Origin of the sequence: Labrys methylaminiphilus subsp. lupini, assembly GCF_051161885.1 — a bacterium.
Lineage (GTDB): Bacteria > Pseudomonadota > Alphaproteobacteria > Rhizobiales > Labraceae > Labrys.
In genome coordinates this window covers 4,826,418-4,853,412 of record NZ_JBMDIH010000001.1, presented here as the reverse complement: position 1 = coordinate 4,853,412, position 26,995 = coordinate 4,826,418, and the positions used below count along the sequence as shown (strand labels likewise).

The 26,995-nt window shown below is 65.3% G+C and carries 23 protein-coding genes and 1 tRNA gene; 16 read left to right on the top strand and 8 right to left on the bottom strand.

The annotated features are described in order from the left end of the window. The first annotated feature begins 77 nt into the window (after positions 1-77). Positions 78-1,037 (top strand): alpha/beta fold hydrolase, encoded by a 960-nt coding sequence (locus ACN6KF_RS22800; protein ID WP_434959040.1) that lies wholly within the window; start codon positions 78-80, stop codon positions 1,035-1,037. 100 nt (positions 1,038-1,137) lie between these two features. Here the strand turns inward: ACN6KF_RS22800 and hisN are convergent, their stop codons facing one another. The 6 genes from hisN to ACN6KF_RS22770 all read right to left on the bottom strand — a co-directional run bounded on the left by hisN (position 1,138) and on the right by ACN6KF_RS22770 (position 9,121). Beyond that, positions 1,138-1,923 carry a histidinol-phosphatase gene (gene hisN, locus ACN6KF_RS22795; protein ID WP_434959039.1) on the bottom strand — a complete coding sequence of 262 codons (786 nt, stop codon included), beginning with the start codon at positions 1,921-1,923 and terminating at the stop codon, positions 1,138-1,140. 370 nt (positions 1,924-2,293) lie between these two features. Beyond that, entirely contained in the window at positions 2,294-2,602 is a 309-nt protein-coding gene (locus ACN6KF_RS22790) for a hypothetical protein (protein WP_434959038.1), read from the bottom strand. 117 nt (positions 2,603-2,719) lie between these two features. Further along, a complete protein-coding gene (locus ACN6KF_RS22785; RefSeq protein ID WP_434959037.1) occupies positions 2,720-6,184 on the bottom strand; it encodes an ATP-binding protein in 3,465 nt (1,154 codons plus the stop codon). After that, positions 6,181-7,437 carry a metallophosphoesterase family protein gene (locus tag ACN6KF_RS22780; protein WP_434959036.1) on the bottom strand — a complete coding sequence of 419 codons (1,257 nt, stop codon included), beginning with the start codon at positions 7,435-7,437 and terminating at the stop codon, positions 6,181-6,183. Before ACN6KF_RS22780 ends, ACN6KF_RS22785 begins: the two co-directional genes overlap by 4 nt. 63 nt (positions 7,438-7,500) lie before the next feature. After that, the gene (locus tag ACN6KF_RS22775) at positions 7,501-8,013 is read right to left on the bottom strand and encodes a DUF1993 domain-containing protein (protein WP_434959035.1); all 513 of its coding nucleotides are present in this window, start codon (positions 8,011-8,013) and stop codon (positions 7,501-7,503) included. Positions 8,014-8,191: 178 nt separating this feature from the next. Further along, positions 8,192-9,121, bottom strand: coding sequence for a glutaminase (locus ACN6KF_RS22770; protein ID WP_434959034.1), 930 nt, complete (start codon positions 9,119-9,121; stop codon positions 8,192-8,194). A gap of 464 nt (positions 9,122-9,585) precedes the next feature. Here ACN6KF_RS22770 and ffh point away from each other — a divergent pair, with 464 nt between their 5' ends. From ffh to rplS, 6 genes are all read left to right on the top strand, one after another. Beyond that, positions 9,586-11,142 (top strand): signal recognition particle protein, encoded by a 1,557-nt coding sequence (gene ffh, locus ACN6KF_RS22765; RefSeq protein ID WP_434959033.1) that lies wholly within the window; start codon positions 9,586-9,588, stop codon positions 11,140-11,142. A 60-nt stretch (positions 11,143-11,202) separates the two neighbouring features. Further along, positions 11,203-11,568 carry a 30S ribosomal protein S16 gene (rpsP, locus tag ACN6KF_RS22760; protein WP_434959032.1) on the top strand — a complete coding sequence of 122 codons (366 nt, stop codon included), beginning with the start codon at positions 11,203-11,205 and terminating at the stop codon, positions 11,566-11,568. Positions 11,569-11,821: 253 nt separating this feature from the next. Further along, positions 11,822-12,436 (top strand): ribosome maturation factor RimM, encoded by a 615-nt coding sequence (gene rimM, locus ACN6KF_RS22755; protein ID WP_434959031.1) that lies wholly within the window; start codon positions 11,822-11,824, stop codon positions 12,434-12,436. After that, positions 12,426-13,139, top strand: a complete 714-nt coding sequence (locus tag ACN6KF_RS22750; RefSeq protein ID WP_434959030.1) for an HAD family hydrolase — start codon at positions 12,426-12,428, stop codon at positions 13,137-13,139. Before rimM ends, ACN6KF_RS22750 begins: the two co-directional genes overlap by 11 nt. Positions 13,140-13,150: 11 nt before the next feature. Further along, positions 13,151-13,861, top strand: a complete 711-nt coding sequence (gene trmD / locus ACN6KF_RS22745; RefSeq protein WP_434959029.1) for a tRNA (guanosine(37)-N1)-methyltransferase TrmD — start codon at positions 13,151-13,153, stop codon at positions 13,859-13,861. Positions 13,862-13,990: 129 nt separating this feature from the next. Next, positions 13,991-14,359, top strand: a complete 369-nt coding sequence (rplS, locus tag ACN6KF_RS22740; protein WP_434959028.1) for a 50S ribosomal protein L19 — start codon at positions 13,991-13,993, stop codon at positions 14,357-14,359. A 205-nt stretch (positions 14,360-14,564) separates the two neighbouring features. Here the strand turns inward: rplS and ACN6KF_RS22735 are convergent, their stop codons facing one another. Further along, positions 14,565-16,400, bottom strand: a complete 1,836-nt coding sequence (locus ACN6KF_RS22735; RefSeq protein ID WP_434959027.1) for an extracellular solute-binding protein — start codon at positions 16,398-16,400, stop codon at positions 14,565-14,567. Positions 16,401-16,528: 128 nt separating this feature from the next. Next, positions 16,529-18,469 carry an extracellular solute-binding protein gene (locus ACN6KF_RS22730; protein WP_434959026.1) on the bottom strand — a complete coding sequence of 647 codons (1,941 nt, stop codon included), beginning with the start codon at positions 18,467-18,469 and terminating at the stop codon, positions 16,529-16,531. Positions 18,470-18,889: 420 nt separating this feature from the next. Between ACN6KF_RS22730 and ACN6KF_RS22725 the strand changes: the two genes are divergently transcribed. From ACN6KF_RS22725 to ACN6KF_RS22685, 9 genes are all read left to right on the top strand, one after another. Next, positions 18,890-19,267, top strand: a complete 378-nt coding sequence (locus tag ACN6KF_RS22725; RefSeq protein ID WP_434959025.1) for a VOC family protein — start codon at positions 18,890-18,892, stop codon at positions 19,265-19,267. 145 nt (positions 19,268-19,412) lie between these two features. Continuing rightward, positions 19,413-19,497, top strand: a tRNA-Leu gene (locus ACN6KF_RS22720). A gap of 122 nt (positions 19,498-19,619) precedes the next feature. Beyond that, a complete protein-coding gene (locus ACN6KF_RS22715) occupies positions 19,620-20,330 on the top strand; it encodes an SDR family NAD(P)-dependent oxidoreductase (protein WP_434959024.1) in 711 nt (236 codons plus the stop codon). 209 nt (positions 20,331-20,539) lie between these two features. Then, a complete protein-coding gene (locus ACN6KF_RS22710; protein ID WP_434959023.1) occupies positions 20,540-21,712 on the top strand; it encodes an alpha/beta fold hydrolase in 1,173 nt (390 codons plus the stop codon). A gap of 318 nt (positions 21,713-22,030) precedes the next feature. After that, positions 22,031-22,723 (top strand): helix-turn-helix domain-containing protein, encoded by a 693-nt coding sequence (locus ACN6KF_RS22705; protein WP_434959022.1) that lies wholly within the window; start codon positions 22,031-22,033, stop codon positions 22,721-22,723. 4 nt (positions 22,724-22,727) lie between these two features. Then, positions 22,728-23,837: an extracellular solute-binding protein gene (locus tag ACN6KF_RS22700; RefSeq protein ID WP_434959021.1), complete on the top strand. Its 1,110-nt coding sequence runs from the start codon at positions 22,728-22,730 to the stop codon at positions 23,835-23,837. A 290-nt stretch (positions 23,838-24,127) separates the two neighbouring features. After that, a complete protein-coding gene (locus ACN6KF_RS22695) occupies positions 24,128-24,982 on the top strand; it encodes an ABC transporter permease (RefSeq protein WP_434959746.1) in 855 nt (284 codons plus the stop codon). Further along, positions 24,979-25,767 (top strand): ABC transporter permease, encoded by a 789-nt coding sequence (locus ACN6KF_RS22690; RefSeq protein ID WP_149255407.1) that lies wholly within the window; start codon positions 24,979-24,981, stop codon positions 25,765-25,767. The genes ACN6KF_RS22695 and ACN6KF_RS22690 overlap by 4 nt, the downstream gene beginning before the upstream one ends. Position 25,768: 1 nt before the next feature. Further along, positions 25,769-26,917, top strand: a complete 1,149-nt coding sequence (locus ACN6KF_RS22685) for an ABC transporter ATP-binding protein (protein WP_434959020.1) — start codon at positions 25,769-25,771, stop codon at positions 26,915-26,917. The last annotated feature ends 78 nt before the right edge of the window (positions 26,918-26,995 follow it).

Here is a 26,995-nt window from a genome sequence, read left to right as displayed (position 1 = left end):
TCCAATTTTCGTTTCGACTTATTTTCTTGATCGAAAAGTCTGCCGACTTTTCTGGAAAATGCGTTAAGGAGCAGGTCATGCTCCAGCCCACCAGCGCGATGCGCCTTCACGGCAGCCCCGAGAATCCCTGTCCCGATGGCGCCATCCTCGAAGCGCTCACCACCCGGGACGGGATCAGCCTGCGCACGGTGCGCTGGCCTTCGCTGTCGCCGCATCCCAAGGGAACCGTCTGCCTGTTTCAGGGACGGTCGGAGTTCATCGAGAAATATTTCGAGGTGATCCGCGAATTGCGGGCCCGGGGCTTTGCCGTGGCAACCCTGGACTGGCGGGGGCAAGGCGGATCCGACCGCCTGCTGCGCGACGGGCGCCTAGGCCATATCGATGATTTCGCCGATTTCGGGCCAGATCTCGACGCCTTCATGCGCAAGATCGCACTGCCCGAATGCCCCGGCCCGTTCTACGCGCTGGCCCACTCGATGGGGGGCGCCATCCTGTTCGCCAATATGCCGCCCGGCTCGATCTGGTTCGACCGCCTCGTCGTCACCGCGCCCATGATCGAGATTGGCCGCAAGCCCCCAGGTGCCCGCTGGCTTGCACGTTTCCTCGGCGGGATCGGCCTGGGACGGCTGATCGTGCCGGGCTGGTCGACCCGCCCGGTCGGGCTCAAGCCTTTTGACGGCAATCCGGTGACTTCGGACAAGGCTCGCTATGAACGCGCCGCCCAGATCGCCCGCGACGCCCCTGAGCTTGCCATCGGCGGGCCGACGATCGGCTGGGTGCGCGCCGCTTTCCGGGTGATGGACCGGCTCGCCGATCCGCGTTTCGGGGCGGATTGGCGGATCCCTACCCTGATCATGCTGGCGGGCGACGACCATGTCGTCTCCTCGCCGGCAGCCCAGCATTTCGCCTCCAAGCTCTACGCCACCCGGACGTTGACCCTGCCCGGCTCGCGCCACGAGATCACCCAGGAGCGCGACGCCATCCGCGAAGCCTTCTGGGCCGCCTTCGACGCCTTCATTCCGGGCACTCAGGTGTGAGTCCTGGGAGCGCGGACACCTGTCCGCTCTTCTCCTGGCCGCAAATGCGGACATCGCCCCATGAACTTCATGGAGCTGTGATGTCCGCTCTGCGGGGCCGTCAGCCGGCCTGCAACAGGGAGAGCGCCGCCGCATGCACGCGAGCATCGCCCGCCGCGACGATCCGTCCGCCCGCCTGGGCAGGACCGCCGTCCCAGGTGGTGATGACGCCGCCGGCGCCTTCCACGATCGGGATCAGGGCCGTGATGTCATAGGGCTGCAGATTGGCCTCGATCACCAGATCGACCAGGCCCATCGCCAGCATGGCATAGGCGTAGCAATCGCCGCCATAGCGCGAGAGCTTCACCTTCTCTTCCACCACCGAGAACAACGCCCGATCGGGCTCGGCCATCAGGCGGGGACTGGTGGTGTAGAGCACGGCGTCGGCGAGGCCCGCGCAGGAGCGGGTGCGCATGGTGCGCTCGCCGCCCGGGCCGCGATATCGAGCCGAGCCGCCATCGCCCGAAAAGCGCTCGCGCGTGAAGGGCTGATGCATCATGCCGTAGCAGGGCTGGCCGTTGCGCAGCAGGCCGATCAGCGTGCCCCAGCCGACCATGCCGGAGATGAAGGATTTGGTGCCGTCGATCGGATCGAGCACCCAGACGAACTCGGCATCGAGACGCTCGGAGCCATATTCCTCACCCATCACGCCATGGCTGGGAAACATCGCCCGGATCTTCTGGCGAATCACCGCCTCGGCGCCACGGTCCGCCTCGGTGACGGGATCGAAACTGCCGCCGCCGGACTTGTCTTCCGCCGCCAGGGCCGAACGGAAGAAAGGCAGGATCGTGGTGCCCGAAACATTGGCGAGTTCATCCACGAAGGCTTCGAAATCCACCGGTGCCATCTTTTTCTCCGCGCGGCCAGAGCGCTTGCTTGCGCCGGACTCCCTTAGAGTGTTTTGCGGCCTGGCGGAATCGCCGGGACTTGCAAAGGCACGTCAATGGGGAGCCGGAGCAAAGAGCGTTTCGATCTGAATGGGCCTTGCTCTAGAGCAGAACGTCGCCGGAGAAAACCGGTTTTTTACAGCATCGGGCCCGATTTCGGAATCGTGCCCGATGCTGTAAGTTATTGCTATCACATCGTTTTTCCGAAAACCGGCACCCACTTTTCGAACGATACTCTCAAAATGAAAACCCCGCCTCTCGGCGGGGTTCCGGGGCCTCGCTGCCGACCGCTGATGCAGGCCGGTGCGAGGACGCTACCGTGAAATTCTGTTAGCGGCAGACGCGCACACGCTCGACGTGATAGCCGTAGTCGTACTGGTTCGGCACGCGCTGGCGCTCGAACCAGCAGCGGGGCTGCACATAGACCGGAGCGGGCTCTTCATAGTAGCCCTCGTCATAGTAGCGATCACGATTGGTCAGCGCGCCGCCTAGGAGCAGGCCGCCAACGAGACCGGCCGCCGCACCGCCGGCAAAGGCGCCGCCACGGCCGTAGCGAGCTTCGGCGGTGCCGGTCGTCGCCATCGAGGCACCGGCAACAGTGGCAACAACCAGGGCCGATGCGAGAATTTTCTTCAACATAATCAGTTCCTCACGTGGGGCGCTCCAGAAGCGCCACCATCGGTAGCTGCTTTGTGCCCTTGAACCTATGGGATGCATTTTAGGGGGTACAAGCTGAATGGACTATGAACGCTTCCGTCAGCTTTCGGACGGGTTTTGCGGGTCCAGCATGATGATGTCGACGGCCTGTCCCAGGCGTTCGCGGGCGATCTCTACCACATGGCGATGATGCGTAAACAGGATCTTCTGCAGCCCCGAGCCCTTGGCCGCCAACACCTGCAGCGCGGCGGCGACGCGCTCCTCATCGAAGGTCATCACCAAATCGTCGCCGATGAAGGGGGGCACCTCACGCCGCCCCGCCATGGCTTCGAGATGGGCAAGGCGAAGCGACAGATAGAGCTGATCCCGCGTGCCCTCGCTCAAGCCACCGATATCGGTGGTCCCGCCATCGGGCCGACGGGCGGCCAGGCGCAGCCTGTCGGCCTCGTCATAGAGCGTGGCGATACCGGAGAACCCGCCGGCGGTGATGGTAGCGAACAGGCCGCCGGCCCGCGCGATCAGCGGTCCCTGTTCGGAGCGTAGCTGGCGCTCCAGCCCCGCCTCCAGCAACAGGGAGGCCGTCTTCAGCACCAGATAGTCGCGGGTGATGCGGGCAAGGTCGGTGCGCGCGTCCTCCCGTGCCTGGGCCGCGCCGGCCGCGCCGGCTTCCCGCTCGATCGCCTCGCGCCGCCGCCGCAATTCCCCGAGGGCGAGGGCCGCCTGCTTGTCCGCTTCGATCAGGCCGTTGAGTTCGGCCTGCACGGCCTCGCTCTCGCCCGCGGCCTCGTCGATACCGATCTCGGCCGCTTCATGCCGCAACACTGCCTCCTCCAGGCCGTCGCCCTGTCCGCCCAGTTCGGCCCGCGCAGCGGCAAGCTCACGGCGGAGGCCGGCACGCAAGGCGAGGTCGGCGGCTAGCGCGGCAAGCGCCGCCGTCTCGCAGCCGGCCGTAGCGGCAAGGCCGGCCAAGGCATCGTCATGGCTACGCTGGGCCGCCTCGGCCTTGGTCAGCGCATCGCGATAGCGATCCAGGCTCTCCCGTGCAGTGCGACGACGGATCGCCGCGTCACGAGCCGCCGTCAGAGCCGTCATCAGGCCAAGAGCCGTCTCCGCCGGATCGCCGCTCGCCTCGGAGGGAAGCTTGTCGACCAGGCCCGCGGCGTGTTGCGCGAAGGTGGTCCGATCGTCGAGAATACTGGCGATCCGGTGATCGAGGCTGCCGAACTGGGCAAGCTTGCCCTGGACGGCGATCCAGAGTTCGCTCGCCTTGGCGGCCTCCTGGGGGCTCGCCTCGGGCGCCAGGCCGAGAACGGCGAGTGCGGCGGTCCAATCCGACTGGGTGGCGGCGCGCGCCGCCTCGGCCGCTTCCTGTGATTTTTCCGCCCGGGCCAGCTCGGCCTGGTTTGCTGCGAGCTGGTCGGCGAGTGAGCGGGCCTCGCGAGCCCCGAGTTCGAGTGCGGCAAGACCGTCCTCGATCAGCCGAACCAGGCTGGGCAGGCTCTGCGCCGGTGCGCCCGCAATGCCGATCTCGGCGGCGAGAGCCTCGAGCCCTGGCCGCTCACCGGCCAGACGCCGCCGGCCCCGCTCGATCCTGAGTTCGAGCTCCTGCAGTGCCTGGCGTTCCTCGCGCAGCCTTGCGAGCTCGGCCAGAAAGCGACGCATCACCGCCGGCGCCTCCGTCTTGCAGCCGAGCGACGCGAACAGCGCCTGCCAGACCTGCCCGACCTGCTCGCTTTCCTGCAAACGCGCCACGATCCCCGCCTCAGCCCGCGCAAGGGCCGCGGCATCCCTGGCTCGCGTCCGGCGCGCCACTTCACGACGAGCCAGATGCTCGGCCTGTGCCATCCTGCGGTCAGCGAGTTGATCCACGGCGCCGACGATCTTGCGATAGGCCTTCACCACAGCCTGCGAGGGCTCGGCGATTACAGCGTCGAACAAGGCATCGCGTTCCGACCGTTCGCGGGCCAGCAAGGCATCGTCGATCAGCCCGTCCTCGCCCCCGGTTTCGGCCAGGAGAGCGTCGGCTTCCGCTAGGGCTTCCCGCAGCCGCCTGACTTCGGTTTCCTGCTCCCGGGCTGTGCTCTCCAGCGCCGCCAACGCCTGCTCGGCCTGGGTAATCTCTGCCTCGGACGGCTCGCGCCAGGCCCAGAGTCTGGGCTCATCAGCCACCGCCGGCGACAGCCGCGACAGCCTGTCCTGCTGCAGCGCCCGGCGACGGGCCAATTCGCCTTCCTGCTCTTCGAGGGCGCCGGCTTCCGCCAGGGCCGGCTGCATGGCCTTCAGGCGTTGGCGCAGGGGGCCGGGATCGGAGCCCGCCCGGACGGAGGCCGTCTTGCGTTTCAGCCCGTCGATCGCTTCGCGCGCCCGCTCGGCGGCGCGCCGGCTTTCGCCGCCTTCGCGCTCGATCTCGCGCCGGCGCTCGGCCAGCACTCGGATGCGTTCGAGGGCGAGATCGTCCGGGCTCAACGCCGAGAGGGCAGCCCGGTCCTTCTGGCCGAGCCGCCGGGCCAGGTCGTCGAGGTCATCAGCGATTTGCCGCGCTTCCGCCTCCCGCCGCGGCAGATCCTGCATCGCCTTGGCCAGGGCGGCGCGCTCCTCATTGAGGGCCGTAATCGCCTCTCCCGCCGCCAGCAAATCATCATCGACGGCGATCGCGGCCAGGGCCCGCTCGGTATCACCAATCTCGCGCGCCAGGCGGGCCATGGCCTCGCGTCCGTTCTCGGCCCGGACCAGCGCCGCCTCGATCTCGGCGGCGAAGCCGTCGGGCAGATCCGGCCGGGTATCGAGAGCAGCCAGGGCCGCCTCGGCCTTGCCCATGCGCGCGAGCAAGGGGGCGACACGGCGGACGCGGTCGATACGGGCACGCCGGATTCCGGCCTGGCGCAATTGCTCGGCCAGGGTGCGGGCTCGCGCCTCACCGGCTTCGATCTCACCTTCGAGACTGCGCACGTCGTCGGCCCGCAGAGACTGCTCGCTCAGCGCCCGGCGGGCCTGATCGTAGCGCTCCTGCGCCTCATAGAAGGCACGCTTGTTCGACTTGCGGGCTCCGAACAGCCCATCCGCCTCACCCTCCAGCCCGGCGCGAACCGAAACCAGGGTCTTCAGGCCGGAGGCCGCTGCAAACAGGCTTTCGCCCACCTCGCCCTCGGCCGCCAGCATCTGGCGGGCGCCCTCGCGCAGGCCGGCTTGGTCGAGCCCGAAGGCAGCCAGGAAGACCTCCCGCGAAATGCCGCTCAACAACTGTTCGAGCAACCCGTCGTCGAGCGGCGTGTCCTCGGCATCGGTGAGGGAATTCTTCAGCCGCTTGCGTCGCCAAAACCGCAAGGGTTCGCCATCAGCCCGTTGCAGCTCGGCGCCGACCTTCAAATCCTCGTAGCGATGCCTGAAATTGGCGGGGCTGCGCGGCTCGAAACCATAGAGCAGGTCGGTGATCGCCGACAGGGCCGAACTCTTGCCCGCCTCGTTCGGGCCATAGACGATGTGCAGATCGGCATCGGGACGAAAATCGAGACGCGTCCCGGTAAAGGGACCATAGCGATCGAGATCGAGGCGGGTGAGCTTCATGCCGCCTCTCCGGCACCGGCCTTGCCGCCCCGGCGCAGGCGCGCCAAGGCGACGGCGCGTGCCTCTTCCACCAGAGCCGTCCCGATCTCCTCGCCGCGCACGGCCTGGCGCACCTCGTCCGGCAATTTGGCCAGGATCTCCTCGACGACACCTGCAAAAGCCTCAGCGAAATCCGACTCGGCTTCGAGCCCGGCCAACAGGCCTTGCGGATCGGCAAAGCCGACAGTCTCGTCCATCGCGATCTGCGGCATCGTAGTCGAGAGTTCGATGCGCTCGATATAGAGGCGCTCGCTAACCCGATCGGCGGCGGCCTGGATCTCGGCTCGCAAATGCTGGCTGTCGGCGGCAAGTCCGTCATGAACAGGCGTTTCACCCGTCAGCGTCAGGCGCAGCGCCAGCGGGCGTTCGCCCGCTGCGGTAATTTCCTCCCGCAGGGCGGGCTCGACCCGTGCCAGCACCTCGGCGAGCGTCGTCGCCTCGTCGATCGCGATGCGGCGATGGCCCCAGCGCGCCTTGTCGAGCACCAGGGGGATGAGCGAAGCGACGGCGCCATCCTCGACCTCCACCAGCATGGCGCCTTTCGGCCCGCTTTCCCGCACATGACGGCCCTGGAGATTGCCAGGGAAGACGATAGGGGGATCGGTGGCGACGATTTCGGCCGCATGGATATGACCGAGGGCCCAGTAGTCGTAGTTGCGAGCCTTGAGATCGGCCAGGCTGCAGGGCGCATAGGAGGCGTGGCCAGCTCGGCCGTCGAGCGAGGTATGCAGAAGGCCGAGATTGAACCAGCCAGGCCGCGCAGGTGGAAAATCGCGCACGATATTATCGCTCAAGGAGCGCTCCGCGAAGCTGCGCCCATGCAGCGCGACTCTTAGCTCGGGCAGCTCCATGGTTTCGGCCATGCGGGTGCTGAAGGAATGCACCAGGGGCGGCAACGTCACCTTGCGCGAGATCTGGCTTTCCGCGTCGTGATTGCCCTGGATCAGGTAGGTGGGAATGCCGGCCCGCGACAGACGCGCGAGCTGGCCGGCAAAGAACAGGCCGGTGTGGTAATCGCGCCAGTCGCCGTCATAGACGTCCCCCGAGATCACCAGAAAGGCCGCCTTGCGGGCCAGCACGTCGTCGATCAAGGCTTCGAACGCCTCGCGCGTCGCCCGAGCGAACAGTGCCGCCAGCTCGGGCTGGCGAGCCGTCAAGCCATGCATGGGGCTGTCGAGATGCAGATCGGCGGCGTGGACGAAGCGAAAGCGCATGAGCGCTTGTAGGATCGTTTCAGCCGCTTTGTCGAGGCAGCCCGCCTGGGCCCTCAGGCACCCTCAGTCGAACAGCGGGCCGAGATAGTCCTTCTTGCTGAGCTCAACGCCATTGGCACGCAAGATGGCGTAGGCCGTGGAGGCGTGGAAATAGAAGTTCGGCAGGGCATAGAAGTTGAGATAATCGTCCGGCCTCAGGTCGCGCTGTGTGCCGGCGATCTTCAGGCTGATCGTGCGCCCGCCGCCGGCCTCCACATCGGCCTGGGGGACGGAGCGGATGAATTCCAGCGTCCTTGCGATGCGCGAACGCAATTCGGCGAAGTTCTTCTCGTCATCGTTGAATTTCGGCGCCTCGACGCCGGAAAGCCGCGCCACGCACAACTTGGCGAAATCGCAGCTCGTGCTGACCTGCCGCGAAAGCGGCAGCATGTCGGCGGTGAGCCTGAGCCCGCACATCACCGCGGGATCGACCTTCTTGGCTTCGGCAAAGGCTGCTGCCTTGTCGAGGACCCCCGAGATAGCCCCCAGAGCGTGCACGAAAACCGGCACGGTGGCCTGGTAATATGAGAGCGACATGATTTCCTCCGCATCCGTCCAAAGCGTTTTGCGATTTGTTGGAATCACCAGGAATCGCAAAGACGCGTCGAAACAAAGAGTTGGAGCAAAGAAGCGTCTACGCCTAGACGTGCTTTGCTCTGGGTGTGGCCGGCCCCTTGTACTCGGCCGAGCCCGCCAAAGCTATGGTCCTTCGACCTCACGCCCCGAAGATCGACCAGCCCATGCGGCGAGTGAGGGCCTCCAGGGCGATGCGGCCGAGATGGGAATTGCCGTTGGCGTCGAGGCCTGGCGCCCAGACCGCGATCGAAGCCTTGCCGGGGGCCACGGCGAGGATGCCGCCGCCCACGCCGCTCTTGCCGGGCAGGCCGACGCGATAAGCAAATTCGCCCGAGCCATCATAATGGCCACAGGTCAGCATGATCGCATTGATGCGGTGGGCACGCTCGGCCTGGACCACACGGTGGCCGGTGGAAGGATTGCGGCCCTGCCAGGCGAGGAATCGCCCCGCCATCGCCAGTTGCCGGCAGGACATCGCGATGGCGCAATGATGGAAATAGACACCGAGCGTGTAGTCGACCGGATTGTCGAGCACGCCGAAGGATTTCATATAGTTCGCCAGGGCGGCGTTACGGAAGCCTGTGCGCTGTTCGGAGGCGGCCACCGCCTCGTCGATGGCGATCGAGGGATCGTCGGCGAGGAAGCGCATGAAATGCAGGATCTCGCCCAGGGCCTCGCGCGGCTGGTGGCCTGAGAGGATCAAATCGGTGACGGCGATGGCGCCGGCATTGATGAATGGGTTGCGCGGAATGCCCCTCTCGTTCTCGAGCTGCACGATCGAGTTGAAGGCGCTGCCGGATGGCTCGCGTCCCACCCGGCGCCATAGCCGATCGCCGGCCTTGCCGAGGGCGAGGGTCAGGGTGAAGACCTTGGAGATGCTCTGGATCGAGAAAGCCATATCAGCATCGCCGCCGACATGCGCATTGCCGTCGGCATCGATGACGGCAATGCCGAAATGTTTGGGGTCGACGCGGGCAAGCTCAGGAATATAGGTCGCCACCTCGCCCCGGTCGCTGTAACAGGCCATCTCCTCGGCGATTTCGGTGACGATCTCATCAAGCTGGGGCAAGGCGGGTCTCGGGTTTCGATGGCGGTATCCTCCCTTACCGCAAATCGGCAGCGGTTTGGAAAGAGGTGACCTTTTTTGGTGGGGTGGTGTTTCATCCCTCATCCCCCTGCCGGGACCTTCTCCCGCAGGGGAAGAAGGGTTTTTTGTGGGAGAGGTCGAGTTTGACTGAGCAGTTCCATGGTGCATCATACCGAGCCCGAATAGATCCCTTCTCCCCCTGCGGGAGAAGGTGGCGGCAGCCGGATGAGGGGTGAAACGCCGCCTTTCCTTGACTCCTGCGCCCGTATCCCCTATGTCCCGCATCGTTCTTACACAGTAAGACGCTCTTCCTGCCGACCATCCCGAGAGGATGGAGGCCAACGCCCGTCAGCGCGATGCGCCCACGGGCGTGTTTTGCGTTGTGCGTCTTGCCTTGAAAGACGATGGCTCCGATATCCGCATCGAAGCCAAACAGGAAAAGACGAATGTTCGATGGTCTCTCCGCACGTCTGTCCGACGTGCTCGACAAGCTCACCCGGCGTGGCGCCCTTACCGAGGCGGATGTCGGCGAAGCCATGCGCGAGATCCGCCGTGCGCTGATCGAGGCGGACGTCGCGCTCGACGTCGTGCGCTCCTTCATCGACAAGGTCCGCGCCCGCGCCGTCGGCGCCGAGGTGCTGAAGTCGGTGACTCCGGGACAGATGGTCGTCAAGATCGTCAACGACGTGCTGATCGAGACCCTCGGCGGCGACGGCCAGGCCATCGACCTGCAGGCTGTACCGCCGGTGCCGATCCTGATGGTCGGCCTGCAAGGCTCCGGCAAAACCACCACCACCGCCAAGATCGCCAAGCGCCTGACCGACCGGTTCGGCAAGAAGGTGCTGCTGGCCTCGCTCGATACCCGCCGTCCCGCCGCCATGGAGCAGCTTGCCGTGCTCGGCAAGCAGGTCGGCGTCGCCGTGCTGCCGATCGTCGCGGGCCAGTCCGCCGTGCAGATCGCCAAGCGCGCCATGGATGCCGCCCGCTTCGGCGGCTATGACGTCGTCATGCTCGACACCGCCGGCCGCACCACGGTCGACGAGGCCCTGATGGCCGAGGCCGCCGAGGTCAAGGCCGCCACCGAGCCGCATGAAGTGCTGCTGGTCGCCGATGCCCTCACCGGCCAGGATGCCGTCAACACCGCGCGCGCCTTCGACGAACGCCTCGGCATTACCGGCATCGTGCTGACGCGCCTCGATGGTGATGGCCGCGGCGGCGCCGCCCTCTCGATGCGTGCCGTCACCGGCAAGCCGATCAAGCTGGTCGGCACCGGCGAAAAGGTCGACGCACTCGACGACTTCCATCCCGCCCGCATCGCCAACCGCATCCTGGGCATGGGCGACATCGTCTCGCTGGTCGAGAAGGCCGCCGAGACGATCGACGCCGAAAAGGCCGCCAAGATCGCGGCCAAGATGCAGAAGGGTGCCTTCGATCTGGAGGATCTGCGCGACCAGCTGATCCAGATGGAGAAGATCGGCGGCATGTCCGGCGTGCTCGGCCTCCTGCCCGGCATGGGCAAGATCAAGGATCAGCTCGCCGGCGCCAATCTCGACGAGAAGGTGTTCAAGCGCCAGCGCGCCATCATCGACTCGATGACCCCCGAGGAGCGTCGCAAGCCGGAAATCCTCAAAGCCTCGCGCAAGCGTCGCATCGCCGCCGGCTCCGGCACCTCGCCCGAACAGATCAACCGCCTCCTGAAGATGCATATGCAGATGGCGGACATGATGAAGAAGATGGGCGGCGCCAAGAAGGGCGCGCTGGGCAAGATGGCCTCGATGTTCGGCCTGGGTGGCGGCATGCCGCAATTGCCGCCCGGCGCCATGGATGCCATCGCCAAGGGCCAGATGCCGCCGGGCATGCCCTCGGAAATGCCGAAACTGCCGCCCCAGATGCCGAATTTCGGCCCCGGTGGCCCCAAATTGCCAGGCTTCCCCGGGCTTGGCGGACCAAAATTGCCGGGCGGCCTGCCGCCGGGCTTCCCCTTCGGCGGCAAGAAGAAATAGCTGCCCGAAACCCCTTGAAGACCATCCTGCCCTTTAAGACACTTGCAAACGGAGTAACCCATGTCCCTCAAGATCCGTCTCGCCCGCCGCGGCGCCAAGAAGCGCCCGTTCTACGCGGTCGTCGTTGCCGATTCGCGCTCCCCGCGCGATGGCCGCTTCATCGAGAAGCTCGGCACCTATGACCCGATGATCGCCAAGGATTCGGGCAAGTCGCGCTGGACCGTCGATCTGGAGTCCGCCAAGGCCTGGATCGCCAAGGGCGCCCAGCCGACCGACCGCGTGCTGCGTCACTTCGCCGATGCCGGCCTGCTGGCCCGCGAAGCCCGCAACAACCCGGTCAAGGCCGTTCCCGGCAAGAAGGCGCAGGAACGCGTCGCCGAGAAGGCCAAGAAGGCCGAAGCTGCTGCAGCTGAAGCTGCCGAGTAAGCTCGACTAAGCAAGGACGAAGCGCGATTCCAGCGCACACAATTTGTGTGCGCGACCTCCCCACGAAGCTGGGGAAGGTGGGCTTGGGCAGCAAGCTCGGAAGGGGTGCAGCCAGAATAGAGCACATGAAACGGGACTTTGGGTCTGCGGTTCTCGTGCTCTATTCTGGCTGCACCCCCTCCGTCACGACTTCGTCGCGACACCTCCTCCAGCTTCGGGGGGAGGCTCCCGTGCCCTTTATTACAAGGTCCCCATGCCCCCTGCCTCGCAAAACCTCGTTGTCCTCGGCGTTTTCGGCGCAGCCCATGGCCTCAAGGGCGAGATCCGGCTGAAATCCTATACCGAGGAGCCGCTGGCCATCGCCAATTACGCGCCGCTCCTCACCAAATCAGGCCGCCAGATCAAGCTGGCCAGCCTGCGCCAGGCCAAGGATGTGCTGATCGCCCGGGTTGAAGGCGTCGGCGACCGCACCGCTGCCGAACAACTCGTCAATCTTCAGCTTTTCGTCGAGCGCGCCGTGCTGGGCACCCCCGAGGACGAAGACGAATTCTTCCACGCCGACCTTATCGGCCTTGTTGCGCGCGGCGAGGACGGCAGCAGGATCGGCACGGTCACAGGCCTGTTCGATTTCGGCGCCGGCGACATCATCGAGGTGACGCCCGATGGCGCCAAAGGGACGCAAGGCAGCGCCAAGGGGGCGCCAGACAGCGCCAAAGGAGCGCTTGGAGGGGCCAAGCCCCTGCTGCTGTCCTTCACCAAGGCCGTCGTACCCGAGGTCGACATCAAGGCCGGACATATTGTCGTCGTGCTGCCTGAGGAAACTGGCGCGGCCGATGAGGCCGAGGAGACAGGTGACGATGAGCGCTGATTCTATTTCCACCGGCAGCCTGCAAGGCGATTTCAGGCATTTGGCCGGCACGCCGGTCGCCGGCCTGATCTTCGACATGGACGGCACGCTGGTCGACAACATGCATGTGCACAATGATGCCTGGGAAGCCTGGCATCAGCACCATGGCCTGCCCTTCGATCGCGAGCGCTTCTTCCGCGACACCGCCGGCCGCGCCAATCGCGAAGTGGTTGGGATGGTCAAGCCCGACGCGAGCGAGCACGAGCTCGACACGCTGGGGCTGGAAAAGGAAGCGATCTACCGCGAGATCTATCGCAACCAGATGGTACCGATGCCAGGCTTGGCAGCTTTGATATCAGCCTGCGAGGCTCGCGGGCAGAAGATGTCGGTCGCCACCGCGGCCACGCCCGAAAATGCCGCTCTGGTGCTCGACGGCCTCGATTTGCGCCGCCATTTCGTCACCGTGGTCTCCCCTTCCATGGGCTATCGCGGCAAGCCCCATCCCGACCTCTTCCTTGCCGCCGCCGAGGCGATGGGCCTGGCACCCAGCCAATGCGTGGTGTTCGAGGACGCACCGCTTGGCATCGAGGCCGCCCGCAATGCCGGCATGCGCGCCGTGGGCGTGAAGACCATGCTCGACGATGCGGCGCTGGACGGCCCGAACACCGTGTTTTCGATCAAGGACTTCACGGATGAGAGGCTGAAGGGCCTCTTGGGTTTCTGAGCATTCGTCCCGTGTGGCGTGCCTCGATCCTCACCCTCTATCCGGAGATGTTCCCCGGGCCGCTCGGCGTCTCGTTGTCGGGCGAAGCCCTGGCCACCGGCACCTGGGCGCTGGAAACACGCAATATCCGCGATTTCGGCCAGGGCCGCCATCGCTCGGTCGACGACACGCCAGCCGGCGGCGGCCCGGGCATGGTCATCCGCGCCGACGTGCTGGCTGACGCCATCGATGCTCTCGGCGATGACGGTCGCCCGCGCCTGTTGATGTCGCCGCGCGGCCTGCCGCTGCAACAAGCCCATGTGCGGGCGCTGGCGGCGGGAGATGGCGCCGTGATCGTGTGCGGGCGCTTCGAAGGCGTCGACCAGCGCGTGATCGAGGCGCGCGGCCTCACCGAGGTTTCGATCGGCGACTATGTGCTGTCGGGCGGCGAGCTCGGCGCCATGGTGCTGATCGATGCCTGCGTCAGGCTGCTGCCCGGTGTGATGGGCGGCGCCACCTCCGGCGACGAGGAGAGCTTCGAGAACGGCCTGCTCGAATACCCGCATTACACCAGGCCCGCCCTCTTCGAGGATCGCGAAATCCCGGACATCCTGCGCTCGGGTCACCACAAGAACATCGCGGCCTGGCGGCGGGGCGAGGCGGAGGCACTGACGCGTGCGCGCCGGCCGGACCTGTGGGCGGCCTATGAGGCGCGACAGCCGCCGCCGAAAAAGAGGAAATAGATGCGCGGTCCCAGGGGTGACATCTCTTCACCGAATTCGGTGGACTCGCCTTCCGTAATGGCGTATTGGCACGCCTCCACTTAAAGCAAGAGCAAGATGCGTCCTTCGGGTACGCGCGGAGACATGATCATGAACCTGATTCAGACTATCGAGCAGGAAGAAGTTGCCCGCCTGTCGGCTGGCAAGGACATTCCTGAATTTCAGCCCGGCGACACGGTGATCGTGAACGTCAAGGTGAAGGAAGGCGAGCGCTCCCGCGTTCAGGCCTATGAAGGCGTCTGCATCGCCCGCAATGGCGGCGGCCTGCAGGAGAGCTTCACCGTCCGCAAGATTTCCTATGGCGAAGGTGTCGAGCGCGTGTTCCCGCTCTACTCGCCGATGATCGATTCCATCAAGCTGGTCCGCCGCGGCAAGGTCCGTCGCGCCAAGCTGTATTACCTGCGCGATCGCCGCGGCAAGTCTGCCCGCATCGCCGAGCGCGTCGATCACAAGAAGTAAGTTCGACGCATCTGACGGATTTCGACGCCGGCCTGGCAACGGGCCGGCGTTTTTGTTTTGTGCAAGAGCAACCCGGACGCATCCTGCCGAAAGTTGGACCGTCTTTGCGAGCGTGGCGAAGCAATCCAGACGTTCAAACATATCACTCGCGGCCTCTGGATTGCTTCGCTACGCCCGCAATGCTCCTCAGCCGACCGGTGCACTGCTATCCCTTTTTCTTCGACCACCACAGATCCGGGATGCCGCGGTCGTAGATTACGCCGGGATCGCCGTGCTCGAACTCGTCCCAATAGGCCAGCCAGTGGTTCGGGCGGGTCCACATCGGCACCCAATAATAGCCCGAGCGCAGCACGCGATCGAAAGCGCGGCACGCCGCGACGAGCGCGACCCGGCTGTTGGCGGCGACGATGGCATCGATCAGCGCGTCGATTGCCGGATCGACAATGCCGGAAATGTTGGTCGAGCCAGGGATACCGGCCGTCCGGCTGGCGAAGGGCCCACGCATGTCTTCGCCCGGGGTCAGGCCGAAGGACGTGCGGCGGGAAATGATGTCATAGTCGAACGCATCGGTACGGCGCTGATATTGCGAGGAATCGACGGCGCGGAAACTCGCCGCGATGCCGAGCCGGCCCAGATTCTGGATGAAGGGGGCCGTGACCTTGTAGAGGAAGTCGCTCTCCTCCAGGAACTCGATGGTGAAGGCTTCGCCCTTGGCGTTCTTGAGAACGCGGTTGTCGAGGGTCCAGCCGGCGTCCGCGAGGAGCCCCAGCGCCGTTCGCAGATTGGCCCGATCGAAGCCGGTCCCGTCCGAGACCGGCGGCAGCAGGGCTTCGCCGAAGACGGCATCGGGCACCTTGCCGCGATGAGGTTCCAGCAGGGCGAGTTCATCCGGCCCGGGCTTGCCTTCGGCCTTCAGTGGCGAATTTTCGAAGATCGAGGCCGTGCGCCGGTAGGACGCGTACATCACATTTCGGTTCACCCATTCGAAATCGAAGACGAAACCGAGAGCCTTACGCACGCGAGGATCGGAAAACTTGGCGCGCCGCGTGTTGAAGTGCCAACCCTGGGCGCCCGAGGGCGTGTGGTCGGGCACCGTTTCACGCCGGATGCGGCCGTCGCGCACAGGCGGAATATCATAGCCCTTGGCCCAGTTCTCGGAGCTCGGCTCCTCGCGGAAGCGGAAATTGCCGGCACCGAACGCAATGAAGGCCACCGAAGGATCGCGGTAATATTGCCAGGTCAGGCGATCGAAATTGTTGGTGCCGATCTGGGTCGGCAACCTCTCGCCCCACCAGTTCGGCACGCGTTCATAGCTGATCGCATCGCCTACATTGACCTTGCCCACCTTGTAGGGCCCGCTGCCGAGCGGTGCTTCCAGCGTGGACTTGACGAAATCGCGCTTGGACCACCAGGCTTTCGAAAAGATCGGCAGGGCGGCGACGATCAGGGGAAGCGAGCGCCCGCGCCCGGGCAGCAGCGTGACGCGCACCACGTCGGGAGCCTCCGCCACTGCCTCCTTGAAGAAGCGTAGCGGCTCGGCGATGAAGGGATGTCCCTTCTCCTTCAGAATGTTGAAGGACCAGGCACAGTCCTCCGCCGTCAGCGCGGAGCCGTCATGGAAGCTGAGGCCGGGGCGCAGGCGGAAGCGATAGCTCTGCCTGTCAGCCGAGACGGCCACCGATCGGGCGGCATAGCCATACATCGCATCCGGCTCGTCCACGGCCCGCGCCATCAGCGAGGCGAAGGTAAGGTCCATCCCCACCGCGCCCGTGCCCTTGAGGACGTAGATGTGCAGGCTGTCGAACGAGTTGAAGGACTGGTTGTAGCCGGTCTGGTAGACCAGCTGCGAGAAGGCGCCGCCCTTGGGCGCGTCCGCGCGCACATAGTCGAATTTCTTGAAATCAGGTCCGTATTTGAGATCGCCGAAGGTCGACAGGCCATGGCTCTCGACCTCCTGTCCCCGCGCGCCCACCGGCAGGAGCGCACAGGCTGCGCCGAGGAAGCCGGTCTTCAGGAGCGTGCGGCGATCGAGTTCGGCCATGGGCGGGGTCCTTGCGGGGGGACAGACGGATAGTTCGGGTGCACGGGCATCTTGCCCGTTCTTCCTATCCTGCCAGTGCGGCGGTTCAAGAATGGGCAAGATGCCCGTGCACCCGCAACACGTCGACGCTACTTCGCCGCTCCGGTCTTGGCGGCCAGGGCCTCGTCATACCACCAGACGGTGGGAAAGCCGCCGGTCGGGCTCTGCGTGGGCAGTACAGCCGGCTGGCCGAAGCGGTTCCAGCGCAAAGTGTGCCATACATCGTTGTACCACATCGGTACCACATAGTTTCCGGCGAGCAGCACCCGGTCCAGCGCCTTGGTGGTGGCGACCAGTTCGGCCCGGTCCTTGGCATAGACGATGCGCTCGGTCAGTGCGTCCACCGCCGGATCCTTGATGCCGATGATATTGCGCGAAGTCGGCTTGTCGGCGGCAGCCGAGCCCCAATAATCGCGTTGCTCATTGCCGGGCGACTGGGTCTGGCCCACGCCGAACAGGATCATGTCGAAGTCGCGGTTGTTCTCGCGCTGGTTGAACTGGGTGTCGTCGACCACACGCACCGAGGCCTCGATGCCGATGCGCTTGAGATTCTCGACATAGGGCAAGGCGATCTTGGTGAACGTATCGCTGGAGAGCAGGATCTCTACTTTCATCACCTCGCCGTTCCTGGTGTTGGTGAGCTTGCGATCCTTGAACTCCCAGCCGGCCTCCTTCAGCAGGCCGATGGCTGCGCGGATATTGGCGCGCTGAGCTTCGTCGCTGCCATTGACGGGATTGGCATAGGGCGTGGTGAACACTTGCGGCGGCAGCTTGTCCTTGAGCGTTTCGAGGACGTCGCGCTCCTGGCCCTGCGGCAGCCCCGTGGAGGCGAGTTCGTCGAGACCGGCGAAATAGGAGCCGATGCGCTTATACTGGTTGAAGAAGATCGTACGGTTCAACGTCTCGAAATCGAAGACCAGGTTGAAGGCCTTGCGCACCCTGACATCCTCGAACTTCGCCCGCCTCAGGTTGAAGGCAAAGGCCTGCATCCGGCCGGATGTGTTTGAGGGGAAATCCTGCTTGACGATGCGCCCTTCCGTCACCGCCGGGATGTTGTAGAGCGTCATCCAGTTGGCGATGACGTTCTCCAGGCGGAAGTCGTAGGAATCGCTCTTGAACAGTTCCGGAAGTTGCTGGGTGTTGGTGTAGTAGTCGTAGCGGATCTCGTCGAAATTATAGTGGCCCTTGGCGGTGGGCAGGTCGACACCCCACCAATCCTTGACCCGCTCATAGACGGCCCCGCGCCCGGCCTCGAAGCTCTTGAGACGGTAGGGGCCGGAGCCGAGCGGCGGCTCGAGCGTGGTGTTGGCGACGTTGCGCGGCTTGCCGTCGGGCCCGTTGGCCAGCCACCAATGTTTGGGCATGACATAGAGCTGGCCGAGGATCTGCGGCAGCTCGCGATTGCCCTTGGTCGAGAAGGAGAACGTCACCTGGTCGGGCGCGCTGACCTCGGCCTTGGTGACGTCGTGATAATATTGCGCGGTCTGCAGGTTGTTGGCCTTCTGCACCTCGAAGGACCAGACCACGTCCTCCGGCGTCAGCTTGGTGCCGTCGTTCCAGCGCGCCTTGGGGTTGATGCGGAAGGTCACCGAGGAGATGTCGTCGGGAAAGCGCACGGCATCGGCGATCTCGCCATATTCGGTGGACGCTTCGTCCTGCGCTGATGTCATCAGGTTCTGGTAGACATTGGTGATGCCGGCCTCGATGTTGCCCTTCACGGAGACGCCGTTGATCGCCATCAGCGCGATATTGAAATTGTCGAAGGTGCCGCTGATCGCCAGCCGCACCCGGCCGCCCTTGGGCGCATCGGGATTGACATAGTCGAAATGATCGAAAGCTTGCCTGTGCTTGGGCTCGCCCAGCAGGGAGATGCCGATGCGCCAGGGTGGTGTCGAGCTCGCCGTCGCCCCGGCAGGCGCTTCGGCCGGTTTGGCGGCCTCCTCCGCCGAAGCCTGCCAGGGCGCGAAGACAGTCAGGCTCATGAGGACGGCAAAGGCGGCCGAGGCGAGAGGGGAACGGACGGGGTGCATGGGATCTCCGTTGGTTTCCCTCGCCATGGGCAGGGAGACGGGGGCGGCCGGGGCGACGCCCCTCGATTGCAGCACGGCTTGCGGGCAGCGCCCGCCAGCCCGCGAGGATTAGGAGCCAATGCGGCGGAAATGCAGCTGATTCGGCAAGATGACATCGTGTTCACCTCGAGCAAAGCACGTTCACAGCTGGGCAGTCGTTTTGCTCCAGCTCCCCGTTTCCCAACCGATCCAGCGGATTGCCTGGGGCCTTTGCGCTTCCCGGCGATTGCACCAAATCGCGAAGCGTTTCCGCAGGAAAGCGCGTGCCAACGCGCCCGGCCGGGCTTATTCTGATCGGGCAGTCCTTGCGCGGGACGGCTGCGCCGGTTTTCGACGCCGAGCGGTACGGGCCGGCAAGAGGAACGATCCGGAGGCATCGCCATGCTGGGAGACAAGCTCGCCGTCGCCACTTTGCCCGTGCGCGATCTCGCCACGGCCCGGCGTTTCTACGAGGAGCTGGTGGGGCTGGAGATCGCCTTCGAGCACGCCGGCAGCGCCATCGCCTACAAGGCCGGCCCCTCGATCGTGCTGGTCTACGCCTCGGCCAATGCCGGCACCAACCACGCCACCGCCGTGACCTGGGTGGTGGGCGACGACATGATCCGCCTGGTCGAGGCGCTCAAGGCCAAGGGCGTCGCCTTCGAGCATTACGAGATCCCCGGCACCACGCTGGAGGGGGACATCCACCGCACCGGCGACCTCGAACTCGCCTGGTTCCGCGACCCCGACGGCAACATCCACGGCCTGGCGAGCGGGTGATCCCGGGTGCACGGGCGTCGCGTCCGTTCTTTCTTCTCAACATGCTCGGCGCTTCCAAGAACGGGCGCGACGCCCGTGCACCCGGAAAAAGCCCGCAATCGCGGATTGACGCCGCCCCATCCCTCGCTATAGTGCCGCCCGCGTTGCCCCTATGGCGGAACTGGTAGACGCGTCCGACTCAAAATCGGATTCCGCAAGGAGTGCTGGTTCGATTCCGGCTAGGGGCACCACTTCCGCTTTATGCTGACGGGTGTGCCGCTGCGATCAGTTGCGCGCGCCGCAATCCTCACCCTTCCCTCCCGCTCCCGCCCGTGACACTCTCCCGGTCCAATCACACCAGGGAGTGCCCACCATGTCCTCGTCCCCCGCCATCATCGTCACCGGCGCCGCCGGCAATCTCGGGGCTGCGGTGGTGCGCGAGCTTGCCAAGGGCAGCGCCCCGCTGGTCCTGATGGAACGCTCGGCGGAGAAGCTCGAGGCGCTGGTCGCCTCGCTGCCCTCGGACACCCAGGTGCTGCCGATCGCCGGGACGGACATGACCTCGCAGGAGGCCTGCGAAGCGGCGGTGGCCAAGGCCGTCGAGCGGTTCGGGGCGGTGGGGGGGCTGGCCAACACCGTGGGCGGCTTCATGATGGCGCCGATCGCCAAGGCCCTTGCGCAATGGGATGCGATGCTCACCGGCAATGCCCGCACGGCGCTCGCCATCAGCGCCGCAGTGCTGCCGGCGATGCAGGCCGCGCGCCATGGCCGCATCGTGCATGTGGCGGCGCTGGCCGGGCAGAAGGCCTCGGCCGGGATGGCCGCCTATGCCGCCTCCAAGGCGGCGCTGCTCCGGCTCACCGAGGCCATTGCCGAGGAATATCGCAAGGACGGCATCAGCGCCAATTGCGTGCTGCCCGGGGTGATCGACACGCCGCCGAACCGTGCGGCCATGCCCAAGGCCGATACCAGCACCTGGGTGGCACCGGAAGCGATCGCACGATTGATCGCCTTCTTGCTCTCGCCGGAGGGCGGTGTGGTCACCGGCGGGGCGATTCCGGCGACCGGCGTGCCGGCTGCGTGAGGCCACGAGGTTGTTACTTGGGAGCGCGGACCTCACAGTGACATGCTTGCATGTCGCGATGTCCGCTCTTCTTTTCGCAAGCTCGGCGCTTCCAAGAGCGGACAGGATGTCCGCGCTCCCAGGAGTCGCTGGATGTCGCCATCGGGCAATTGCCCGGCAATCTTCCAGCGCTATAGTTCCCTCCAAAATCCTGCCGGAGGAGGAACCGCATGCTGAACCCTTTCGTCCGTCTCACCCGCGTGGCCACGCTCGCTCTGCCCCTGGCCCTCGGCCTCGCGATGGGCGCCGTTGCGCCCGCCAGCGCCAAGGGCTGCGAGGATCTGGCAGCCGGGCGCTGCAAGGTGAAGCTGCCCGGCGGCATCACCATGGCCTATGTCGAGACCGGGCCGAAGGACGGGCCGGCGGTACTCCTCATCCACGGCCTCACCGACAATATCCGCTCCTGGTCGACCACGATGGCGGCGCTGCACAAGCGCGACCCCGGCCTGCATATCCTTGCCATGGACCTGCGCGGCCACGGCCAGACCTCGATGCCACCCCGCACCACCTGTTCGCCCGCGCCGGAAAAATGCTTCCGGACCAGCGATTTCGCCGGCGACATCGTCGCCTTCATGAAGGCCAAGAAGATCGCCAAGGCGACGCTGGCCGGCCATTCGCTCGGCAGTTTCGTCACCCAGGAAGTCGCCCTGGAGCACCCCGAGCTGGTCGAGCGCGCCGTGCTGGTGGCGAGCTCCACCAAGGGCGTCGACAATGTCGCCCTGCGCGACTACGTGCTCAAGGAGCCGGTGGAGGGCTCCTGGAAGAAGGCCCTGGAGGCCAAGGGCTGGAAATATCCCGCCGGCTTCTACATGCTCACCCCGCTGAAGGCCGATCCCAAGGCCGAGGACTGGATCGCCAAGAACTGGGTGGTCGATCCGGCGGCCGATCCCGCTTTCCTCAAGCCCTATGTGCCGGAGACCGCCAATGTCCGGCTCGGCACCTGGATCGGCGCCAGCAAGGCGCTGCTGGCCACCGACAACACCGAACGGCTGAAAAGCTTCTCCGTACCCGTGCTGGTGCTCTGGGCGACGCAGGACAGCATCTTCCTGGAGGCCGACCAGGCCTGGCTGAAGCAATCCCTCGGCGAAGCAGCCAAGGCCAAGGGCATCCCCGCCTACTGGAAGCGCTATGGCGTGATTCCCCTGCCGGCTTCCGGGGCGCAGGTCAGCGATATCGGCCATAATGTGCAATGGGGGGCGCCGGATGCCGTCGCCGCCGACATCGAGGCCTTCATCAAGACGGGCGCACCCACCAGCGATCTCCTGCACAGCGACAAGCCCCCGGCGCTCGACCACATTCTCACCGAACCCGGCAAGGCGGAAGTGATCAAGCTCGGCCAGTAAGGCGCCGAGACTTGATGGAGCAAAGTCGGCATGTTCAGTGGCACGCATGACGGTTCCGGGCCGGTTTGAAGAGACTGACGCGATAGTCGCAACGAGGCCGAGAAAAGCTCGGTTTTGTCATGCCCGGGCTTGTCCCGGGCATTCAGCCACCGCCGCGGTCCTGGATTGCCGGGACAAGCCCGGCAATGACAAAAGTCGAGTTCCATCGATTTTTCCGTCAGACCGGCCCGCAGAGGCCCGCCTCGACCATTCACTTTAAGGCTTGTTAAGTACGGCAATTCACTTTATGCCTTGTTAAGTGAATCTGCCGAGGCCCTGATGAAGCGTGCCGACGATCACAATGCCGACAGCGGTGCCGCGCCCAATCTGGAAGCGCGGCGCTCCAGCGTCCTGGGCCAGCGCGTCAAAGCCTTCCGCACCGCGCGCCGGCTGACCCTGCGCGAGCTCGGCGACCTCACCGGCACCACCGCCAGTTTCCTCTCTCAGCTCGAGCGTGGCCTTTCCGGCGCCAATACCTCCACGCTGATGGGGATCGCCAACGCCCTCGGCATCAATGTCGCCGACCTCTTCGACGAGGGCGAGGCTTTGCCGCACAAGGTCGTCTCCCGCTCCGAACGTCCGGCCTTGCCGGCCAGCGGCGGTTGCCACAAGACCTTGCTGTCCCGGCGCCCGCTTCGTGACCTCGAAGTCTATTCCGGCGAGTTCGATGTCGGCGGCTCCACCGGCGACCTGCCCTATACCCATGGCAATTCCCACGAGATGTTCCTGGTGCTGCGCGGGCGCCTGCAACTGACGCTCGGCCAGGAGAGCTTCATCCTCGAGGCGGGTGACAGCATCGAATATTCGTCCTCGACACCGCACAAGACGGCGAACATCGGCGACACACCGGCCGAGGTGGTGTGGATCATCTCCCCGCCGACCAGCGGCGCCGCCGATCTCGACCAATATGTGATCCGGAAATCGCTCGCATCCGGGTCGCCACAACAAACAAGCGAGTCTCCAGAGGGATAATGGGATGACAACTGCAACGGCATTTGCCCGACTATCTTGCGCCAAAGCGATTTGTGCCGGCCTGGCCGGCGCCGCCTTCACTCTGCTGGCGGCATCGGGCGTGCAGGCCCAGAGCGCACCGCCGGCCGGCACCATCGGGGAGGGCTCGCTGAAGGACAAGACGCTGACCTTCGTCTCCTATGGCGGCATCTACCAGGACGGCCAGAACGCGGCGCTGAAGGAATTCGCCGAAAAGTCCGGCGTCAAGCTCCTGAACGACGGGCCGACCGAACTCGCCAAGCTCCAGGCCCAGATCGAATCGGGCAACGTCACCTGGGACGTCGTCGACACCGGCGACCTCGCGCCCTTCGCCTATTGCGGCAAGTACTTCCAGAAGCTCGACTTCACCAAGATCGACGTCTCGCACATTCCGCCCGGTCAGGTCGGTCCCTGCAGCGTGCCGGCCATGAATTACGGCATCGTGCTGATGTACAAGACCGACAAGTTCAAGGACCATCCGCCCAAGAACTGGAAGGACTTCTTCGACACCAAGAATTTCCCGGGCACGCGCGGCATCGATGGTAGCGGCGACCCACCGGTCGGCCTGCTCGAACAGGCGCTGCTGGCCGACGGCCATCCCGTGGACAAGATGACGCCCGAGGATATCGACAAGTCCATCGCCCGGATCAAGGCCCTCGGGCCCGATACCGTGTTCTGGAAAACCGGCGCCGAATCCCAGCAGCTCGCCGAGTCCGGCGAGATCGACATGCTGCTGATGTGGACCGGTCGCGCCATGACCGCCGTCAAGAACGGCGCCAAATACACCCCCGTCTGGCAGGACTGGCTGGTGGTCAAGGACCAGCTCGCCATCCCGGTCGGGGTCAAGGATCCCGCCGCCGCCCATGCGCTGATCAACGCCTATCTCGGCAAGAGCGCGCAGGAGGCCCTGACCCAGAAGACCTCCTATTCCCCGGTCAACAACGAGGCCAAGCCCGAGGTCGACGCGCAGGTGCAAGCCTTCCTCACCAACACGCCCGAACGTGTCAAGCAGGGCTATGGCTTCAACACGGCCTTCTGGACCGAGAATTTCCAGGCCCTGAACGAGAAATGGGGCTCGCTGCTGGCAGGCAATTGAGCGAAGGGATCTTTAAACCCTGCCCAGAGAAGCGCGACCAGCCTTCCCCACGAAGCTGGGGAAGGTGTCCAAACGGAGTTTGGGCGGATGGGGTGTGGCGGGCAGCGCAGCGTCATTTGAAGGTCTGCATACCCGTGGTGCAATCTTGTTTTGCTTGGGGTGCTGCCCGCCCCACCCTTCCCGACCTCGCTTCGCGAGGCAGCGCACACTACTTGTGTGCGCGCCCTTCCTTGTAGGCATACCCAGCCAAAGCGGAGCTTTTGCGCGTGACTGACACCATGCAATCCTCCATGGCCATCGCCCGGCAACGCAGGTTGAGGCCGCTTTCTGCCTATCCGTCGTTGCTGACGGTCCCGGCCGTGCTGCTGCTGATCCTCGCCATGGGCTATCCCTTGCTGACGGTGGTGGTGCGCAGCTTTGCCGAGCCGAGCTGGGGCCTGCAGAACTATGTCTGGTTCTTTTCCACCCCGGCGAACCTGACCGTGCTGGCGCGCACCTTCTCCATTGCCGCCTGGGTCACCCTGGTCTGCGTGGTCGCGGCCTATCCCTATGCCTATCTGATGACGGCGGTCGGGCCGAAATGGCGGCTGGTGCTCATTCTGTGCGTGCTGGTGCCCTTCTGGGTCAGCGGCGTGGTGCGCACGCTCGCCTGGGTCGTGCTGCTGCAGGATTCCGGCGTGATCAACACGGCCCTCCAGGCGCTCGGCCTCGACGGCATCAAGCTGATCCGCACCCCGCTCGGCGTCGTCATCGGCATGGCGCAGGTGCTGCTGCCCTTCATGATCCTGCCGCTCTATTCGGTGATGCGCAGCATCGACCTGCGCCTGATCCAGGCGGCGCGCAGCCTCGGCGCCAACCCGGTCCGTGCCTTCTGGCAGATCTACCTGCCCCTGTCGCTCCCCGGTGTCTTCGCCGGCGCCATCATCGTCTTCATCCTGTCGCTCGGCTTCTACATCACCCCGGCTTTGCTGGGCGGGCCGCGCAGCACCATGCTCTCCACTTTGGTGCAGAACCAGGTGCTGAGCCTGCTGGCCTGGGGCCGTGGCGGGGCGATGGGCGTGATCCTGCTGGTGGCGACCTTCCTGCTGCTCGCCATCGCCGCCCCACTGATGCGCCAGCGCCACAAGCAGGCCTCGAGGAGCTGACGATGAAACCGCTGCGTCTCTTCCTCGCTCTGTTCTGCCTCTTGATCGCGCTCTGGCTGGTGTTGCCGACATTGGTGATCATTCCAATGTCGTTCAATCAGAACAAGTCGCTGGCCTTCCCGCCATCGGGCTTCTCCTGGCAGTGGTACGAGAATTTCCTCACCAATCCGGACTGGTCGTCCAGCTTCTTCAATTCGCTGCGCATCGCCACCGTCGTCGCCATCATCGCCACGCTGATCGGCACGCTCGCCGCCCTCGGCCTCAGCCGCATGAAGCATGCAGGGGGAGGCATCCTGCGCGCGCTGCTGATCACGCCGATGGTGGTGCCGGGCGTGGTGCTGGCGGTGGGGATCTATTCGGTCTACCTCACCTACAAGCTGGTCGGCACGGATCTCGGCTTCGTCATCGCCCACACCATGCTGGCGATCCCCTTCGTGCTGATCGCCGTCTCGGCCAGTCTCGAAATGTTCGACGTCAGGCTCGAAAAGGCGGCAGCCAGCCTCGGCGCCAACCGTTTCACCACCTTCCGCACCATCACGCTGCCGCTGATCGCGCCCGGCATCCTGTCGGGCCTGCTCTTTGCCTTCGTGACCTCCTTCGACGAGATCATCGTCGCGCTGTTCATCACCAATCCCTATCTGAAGACGCTGCCGGTGCAGATCTTCACCTCCATCACCCGCGACGCCGACCCCACGGTCGCCGCGGTGGGAACCATCGTCTTCCTTGCCACGACATTGCTGATCGCCGCCGGCCTTCTCCTCGGCGCGCGATCGAAGAGGAGCTGAGATGTCCAACGCCGCAGCCGCCATCGCTACTCCTGCCGGCTCCCCTCAGGGCGCGGCCGGCGCCGCCATCGATATTCGCAATGCCAGCAAGCATTATGGCAACTTCACTGCGCTCGACGATGTCAGCCTCCATATCGAGCCCGGCGAGTTCATGACGCTGCTCGGCCCCAGCGGCTCGGGCAAGACGACCACGCTCAACGTGGTGGCCGGGTTCACCGAGCTCTCCAGCGGTGCGCTTGCCGTCGGCGGCGAGGACATCAGCGGCTTGCCGGCGCATAAGCGCAATATCGGCGTGGTCTTCCAGCACTATGCCCTGTTCCCGCATATGACGGTCGGCAAGAACGTCGCCTACCCCCTCGCCTTGCGCGGTGTTCCCAAGGGCGAACGCGAGGCGCGTGTCCGCCGCGCCCTCGACATGGTCAAGATGGCCGATTTCGCTCACCGCTATCCCAGCGAACTTTCCGGCGGCCAGCAGCAGCGCGTGGCGCTGGCCCGCGCCATCGTGTTCGACCCGCCGCTATTGCTGATGGACGAGCCGCTCGGCGCGCTCGACAAGAAGCTGCGCGAATGGCTGCAGCTCGAGATCAAGCGCATCCATCGCGAACTCGGCACCACCTTCGTCTATGTCACTCACGATCAGGAAGAAGCCCTGGTGCTGTCGGACCGCATCGCCGTGTTCAACCATGGACGCATCGAGCAGGTCGGCACCGGGCGCGAACTCTATGACGAGCCGGCCACCCTGTTCGTCGGCAAGTTCATCGGCGAATCCACCACCCTGCGCGGAAGCGTGGAGACCTCCGGCAGCGAGACCTGCCTCACCATTGCCGGGCAGAAGGTGGTTTCGCAGGAAAGGCTCGCCGACGGCCGGCAGCCGGTGATGCTGCTGCGGCCCGAAAAGCTCTCGCTCGCCCCGGCGGCCACGGGCGCCAGCGCCGGCCACAACAGCCTGTCCGGCCAGGTCAGCGAAGCGATCTATCTCGGCTCCAGCTCCAAATACCAAGTGGTACTGGCCGACGGCTCGGTCGCGATCGTGCGCGCGCCGCTGGAAAGCCGGCCCTTCGTCATCGGCGATGCGGTCGATCTCACCTGGGCGACCAGCGACGCCAAGCTGCTGGCCGACGACGAGCGCGCCGACCTGACCCTGACTTAAACGAACAGCGCCAACCTTTACCCTCGTCATCAAGGGGGTAAGCGCCACCTCCGCACCGCCATATTGCATCTCTTTTTA

Coding starts and splice junctions, on each gene's coding strand:
- ACN6KF_RS22800 (WP_434959040.1), top strand. CDS start 78: ATGCTCCAGCCCACCAGCGCGATGCGCCTTCACGGCAGCCCCGAGAAT.
- hisN (WP_434959039.1), bottom strand. CDS start 1,923: ATGGCACCGGTGGATTTCGAAGCCTTCGTGGATGAACTCGCCAATGTT.
- ACN6KF_RS22790 (WP_434959038.1), bottom strand. CDS start 2,602: ATGTTGAAGAAAATTCTCGCATCGGCCCTGGTTGTTGCCACTGTTGCC.
- ACN6KF_RS22785 (WP_434959037.1), bottom strand. CDS start 6,184: ATGAAGCTCACCCGCCTCGATCTCGATCGCTATGGTCCCTTTACCGGG.
- ACN6KF_RS22780 (WP_434959036.1), bottom strand. CDS start 7,437: ATGCGCTTTCGCTTCGTCCACGCCGCCGATCTGCATCTCGACAGCCCC.
- ACN6KF_RS22775 (WP_434959035.1), bottom strand. CDS start 8,013: ATGTCGCTCTCATATTACCAGGCCACCGTGCCGGTTTTCGTGCACGCT.
- ffh (WP_434959033.1), top strand. CDS start 9,586: ATGTTCGATGGTCTCTCCGCACGTCTGTCCGACGTGCTCGACAAGCTC.
- rpsP (WP_434959032.1), top strand. CDS start 11,203: ATGTCCCTCAAGATCCGTCTCGCCCGCCGCGGCGCCAAGAAGCGCCCG.
- rimM (WP_434959031.1), top strand. CDS start 11,822: ATGCCCCCTGCCTCGCAAAACCTCGTTGTCCTCGGCGTTTTCGGCGCA.
- ACN6KF_RS22750 (WP_434959030.1), top strand. CDS start 12,426: ATGAGCGCTGATTCTATTTCCACCGGCAGCCTGCAAGGCGATTTCAGG.
- rplS (WP_434959028.1), top strand. CDS start 13,991: ATGAACCTGATTCAGACTATCGAGCAGGAAGAAGTTGCCCGCCTGTCG.
- ACN6KF_RS22735 (WP_434959027.1), bottom strand. CDS start 16,400: ATGGCCGAACTCGATCGCCGCACGCTCCTGAAGACCGGCTTCCTCGGC.
- ACN6KF_RS22730 (WP_434959026.1), bottom strand. CDS start 18,469: ATGCACCCCGTCCGTTCCCCTCTCGCCTCGGCCGCCTTTGCCGTCCTC.
- ACN6KF_RS22725 (WP_434959025.1), top strand. CDS start 18,890: ATGCTGGGAGACAAGCTCGCCGTCGCCACTTTGCCCGTGCGCGATCTC.
- ACN6KF_RS22715 (WP_434959024.1), top strand. CDS start 19,620: ATGTCCTCGTCCCCCGCCATCATCGTCACCGGCGCCGCCGGCAATCTC.
- ACN6KF_RS22710 (WP_434959023.1), top strand. CDS start 20,540: ATGCTGAACCCTTTCGTCCGTCTCACCCGCGTGGCCACGCTCGCTCTG.
- ACN6KF_RS22705 (WP_434959022.1), top strand. CDS start 22,031: ATGAAGCGTGCCGACGATCACAATGCCGACAGCGGTGCCGCGCCCAAT.
- ACN6KF_RS22700 (WP_434959021.1), top strand. CDS start 22,728: ATGACAACTGCAACGGCATTTGCCCGACTATCTTGCGCCAAAGCGATT.
- ACN6KF_RS22695 (WP_434959746.1), top strand. CDS start 24,128: ATGGCCATCGCCCGGCAACGCAGGTTGAGGCCGCTTTCTGCCTATCCG.
- ACN6KF_RS22685 (WP_434959020.1), top strand. CDS start 25,769: ATGTCCAACGCCGCAGCCGCCATCGCTACTCCTGCCGGCTCCCCTCAG.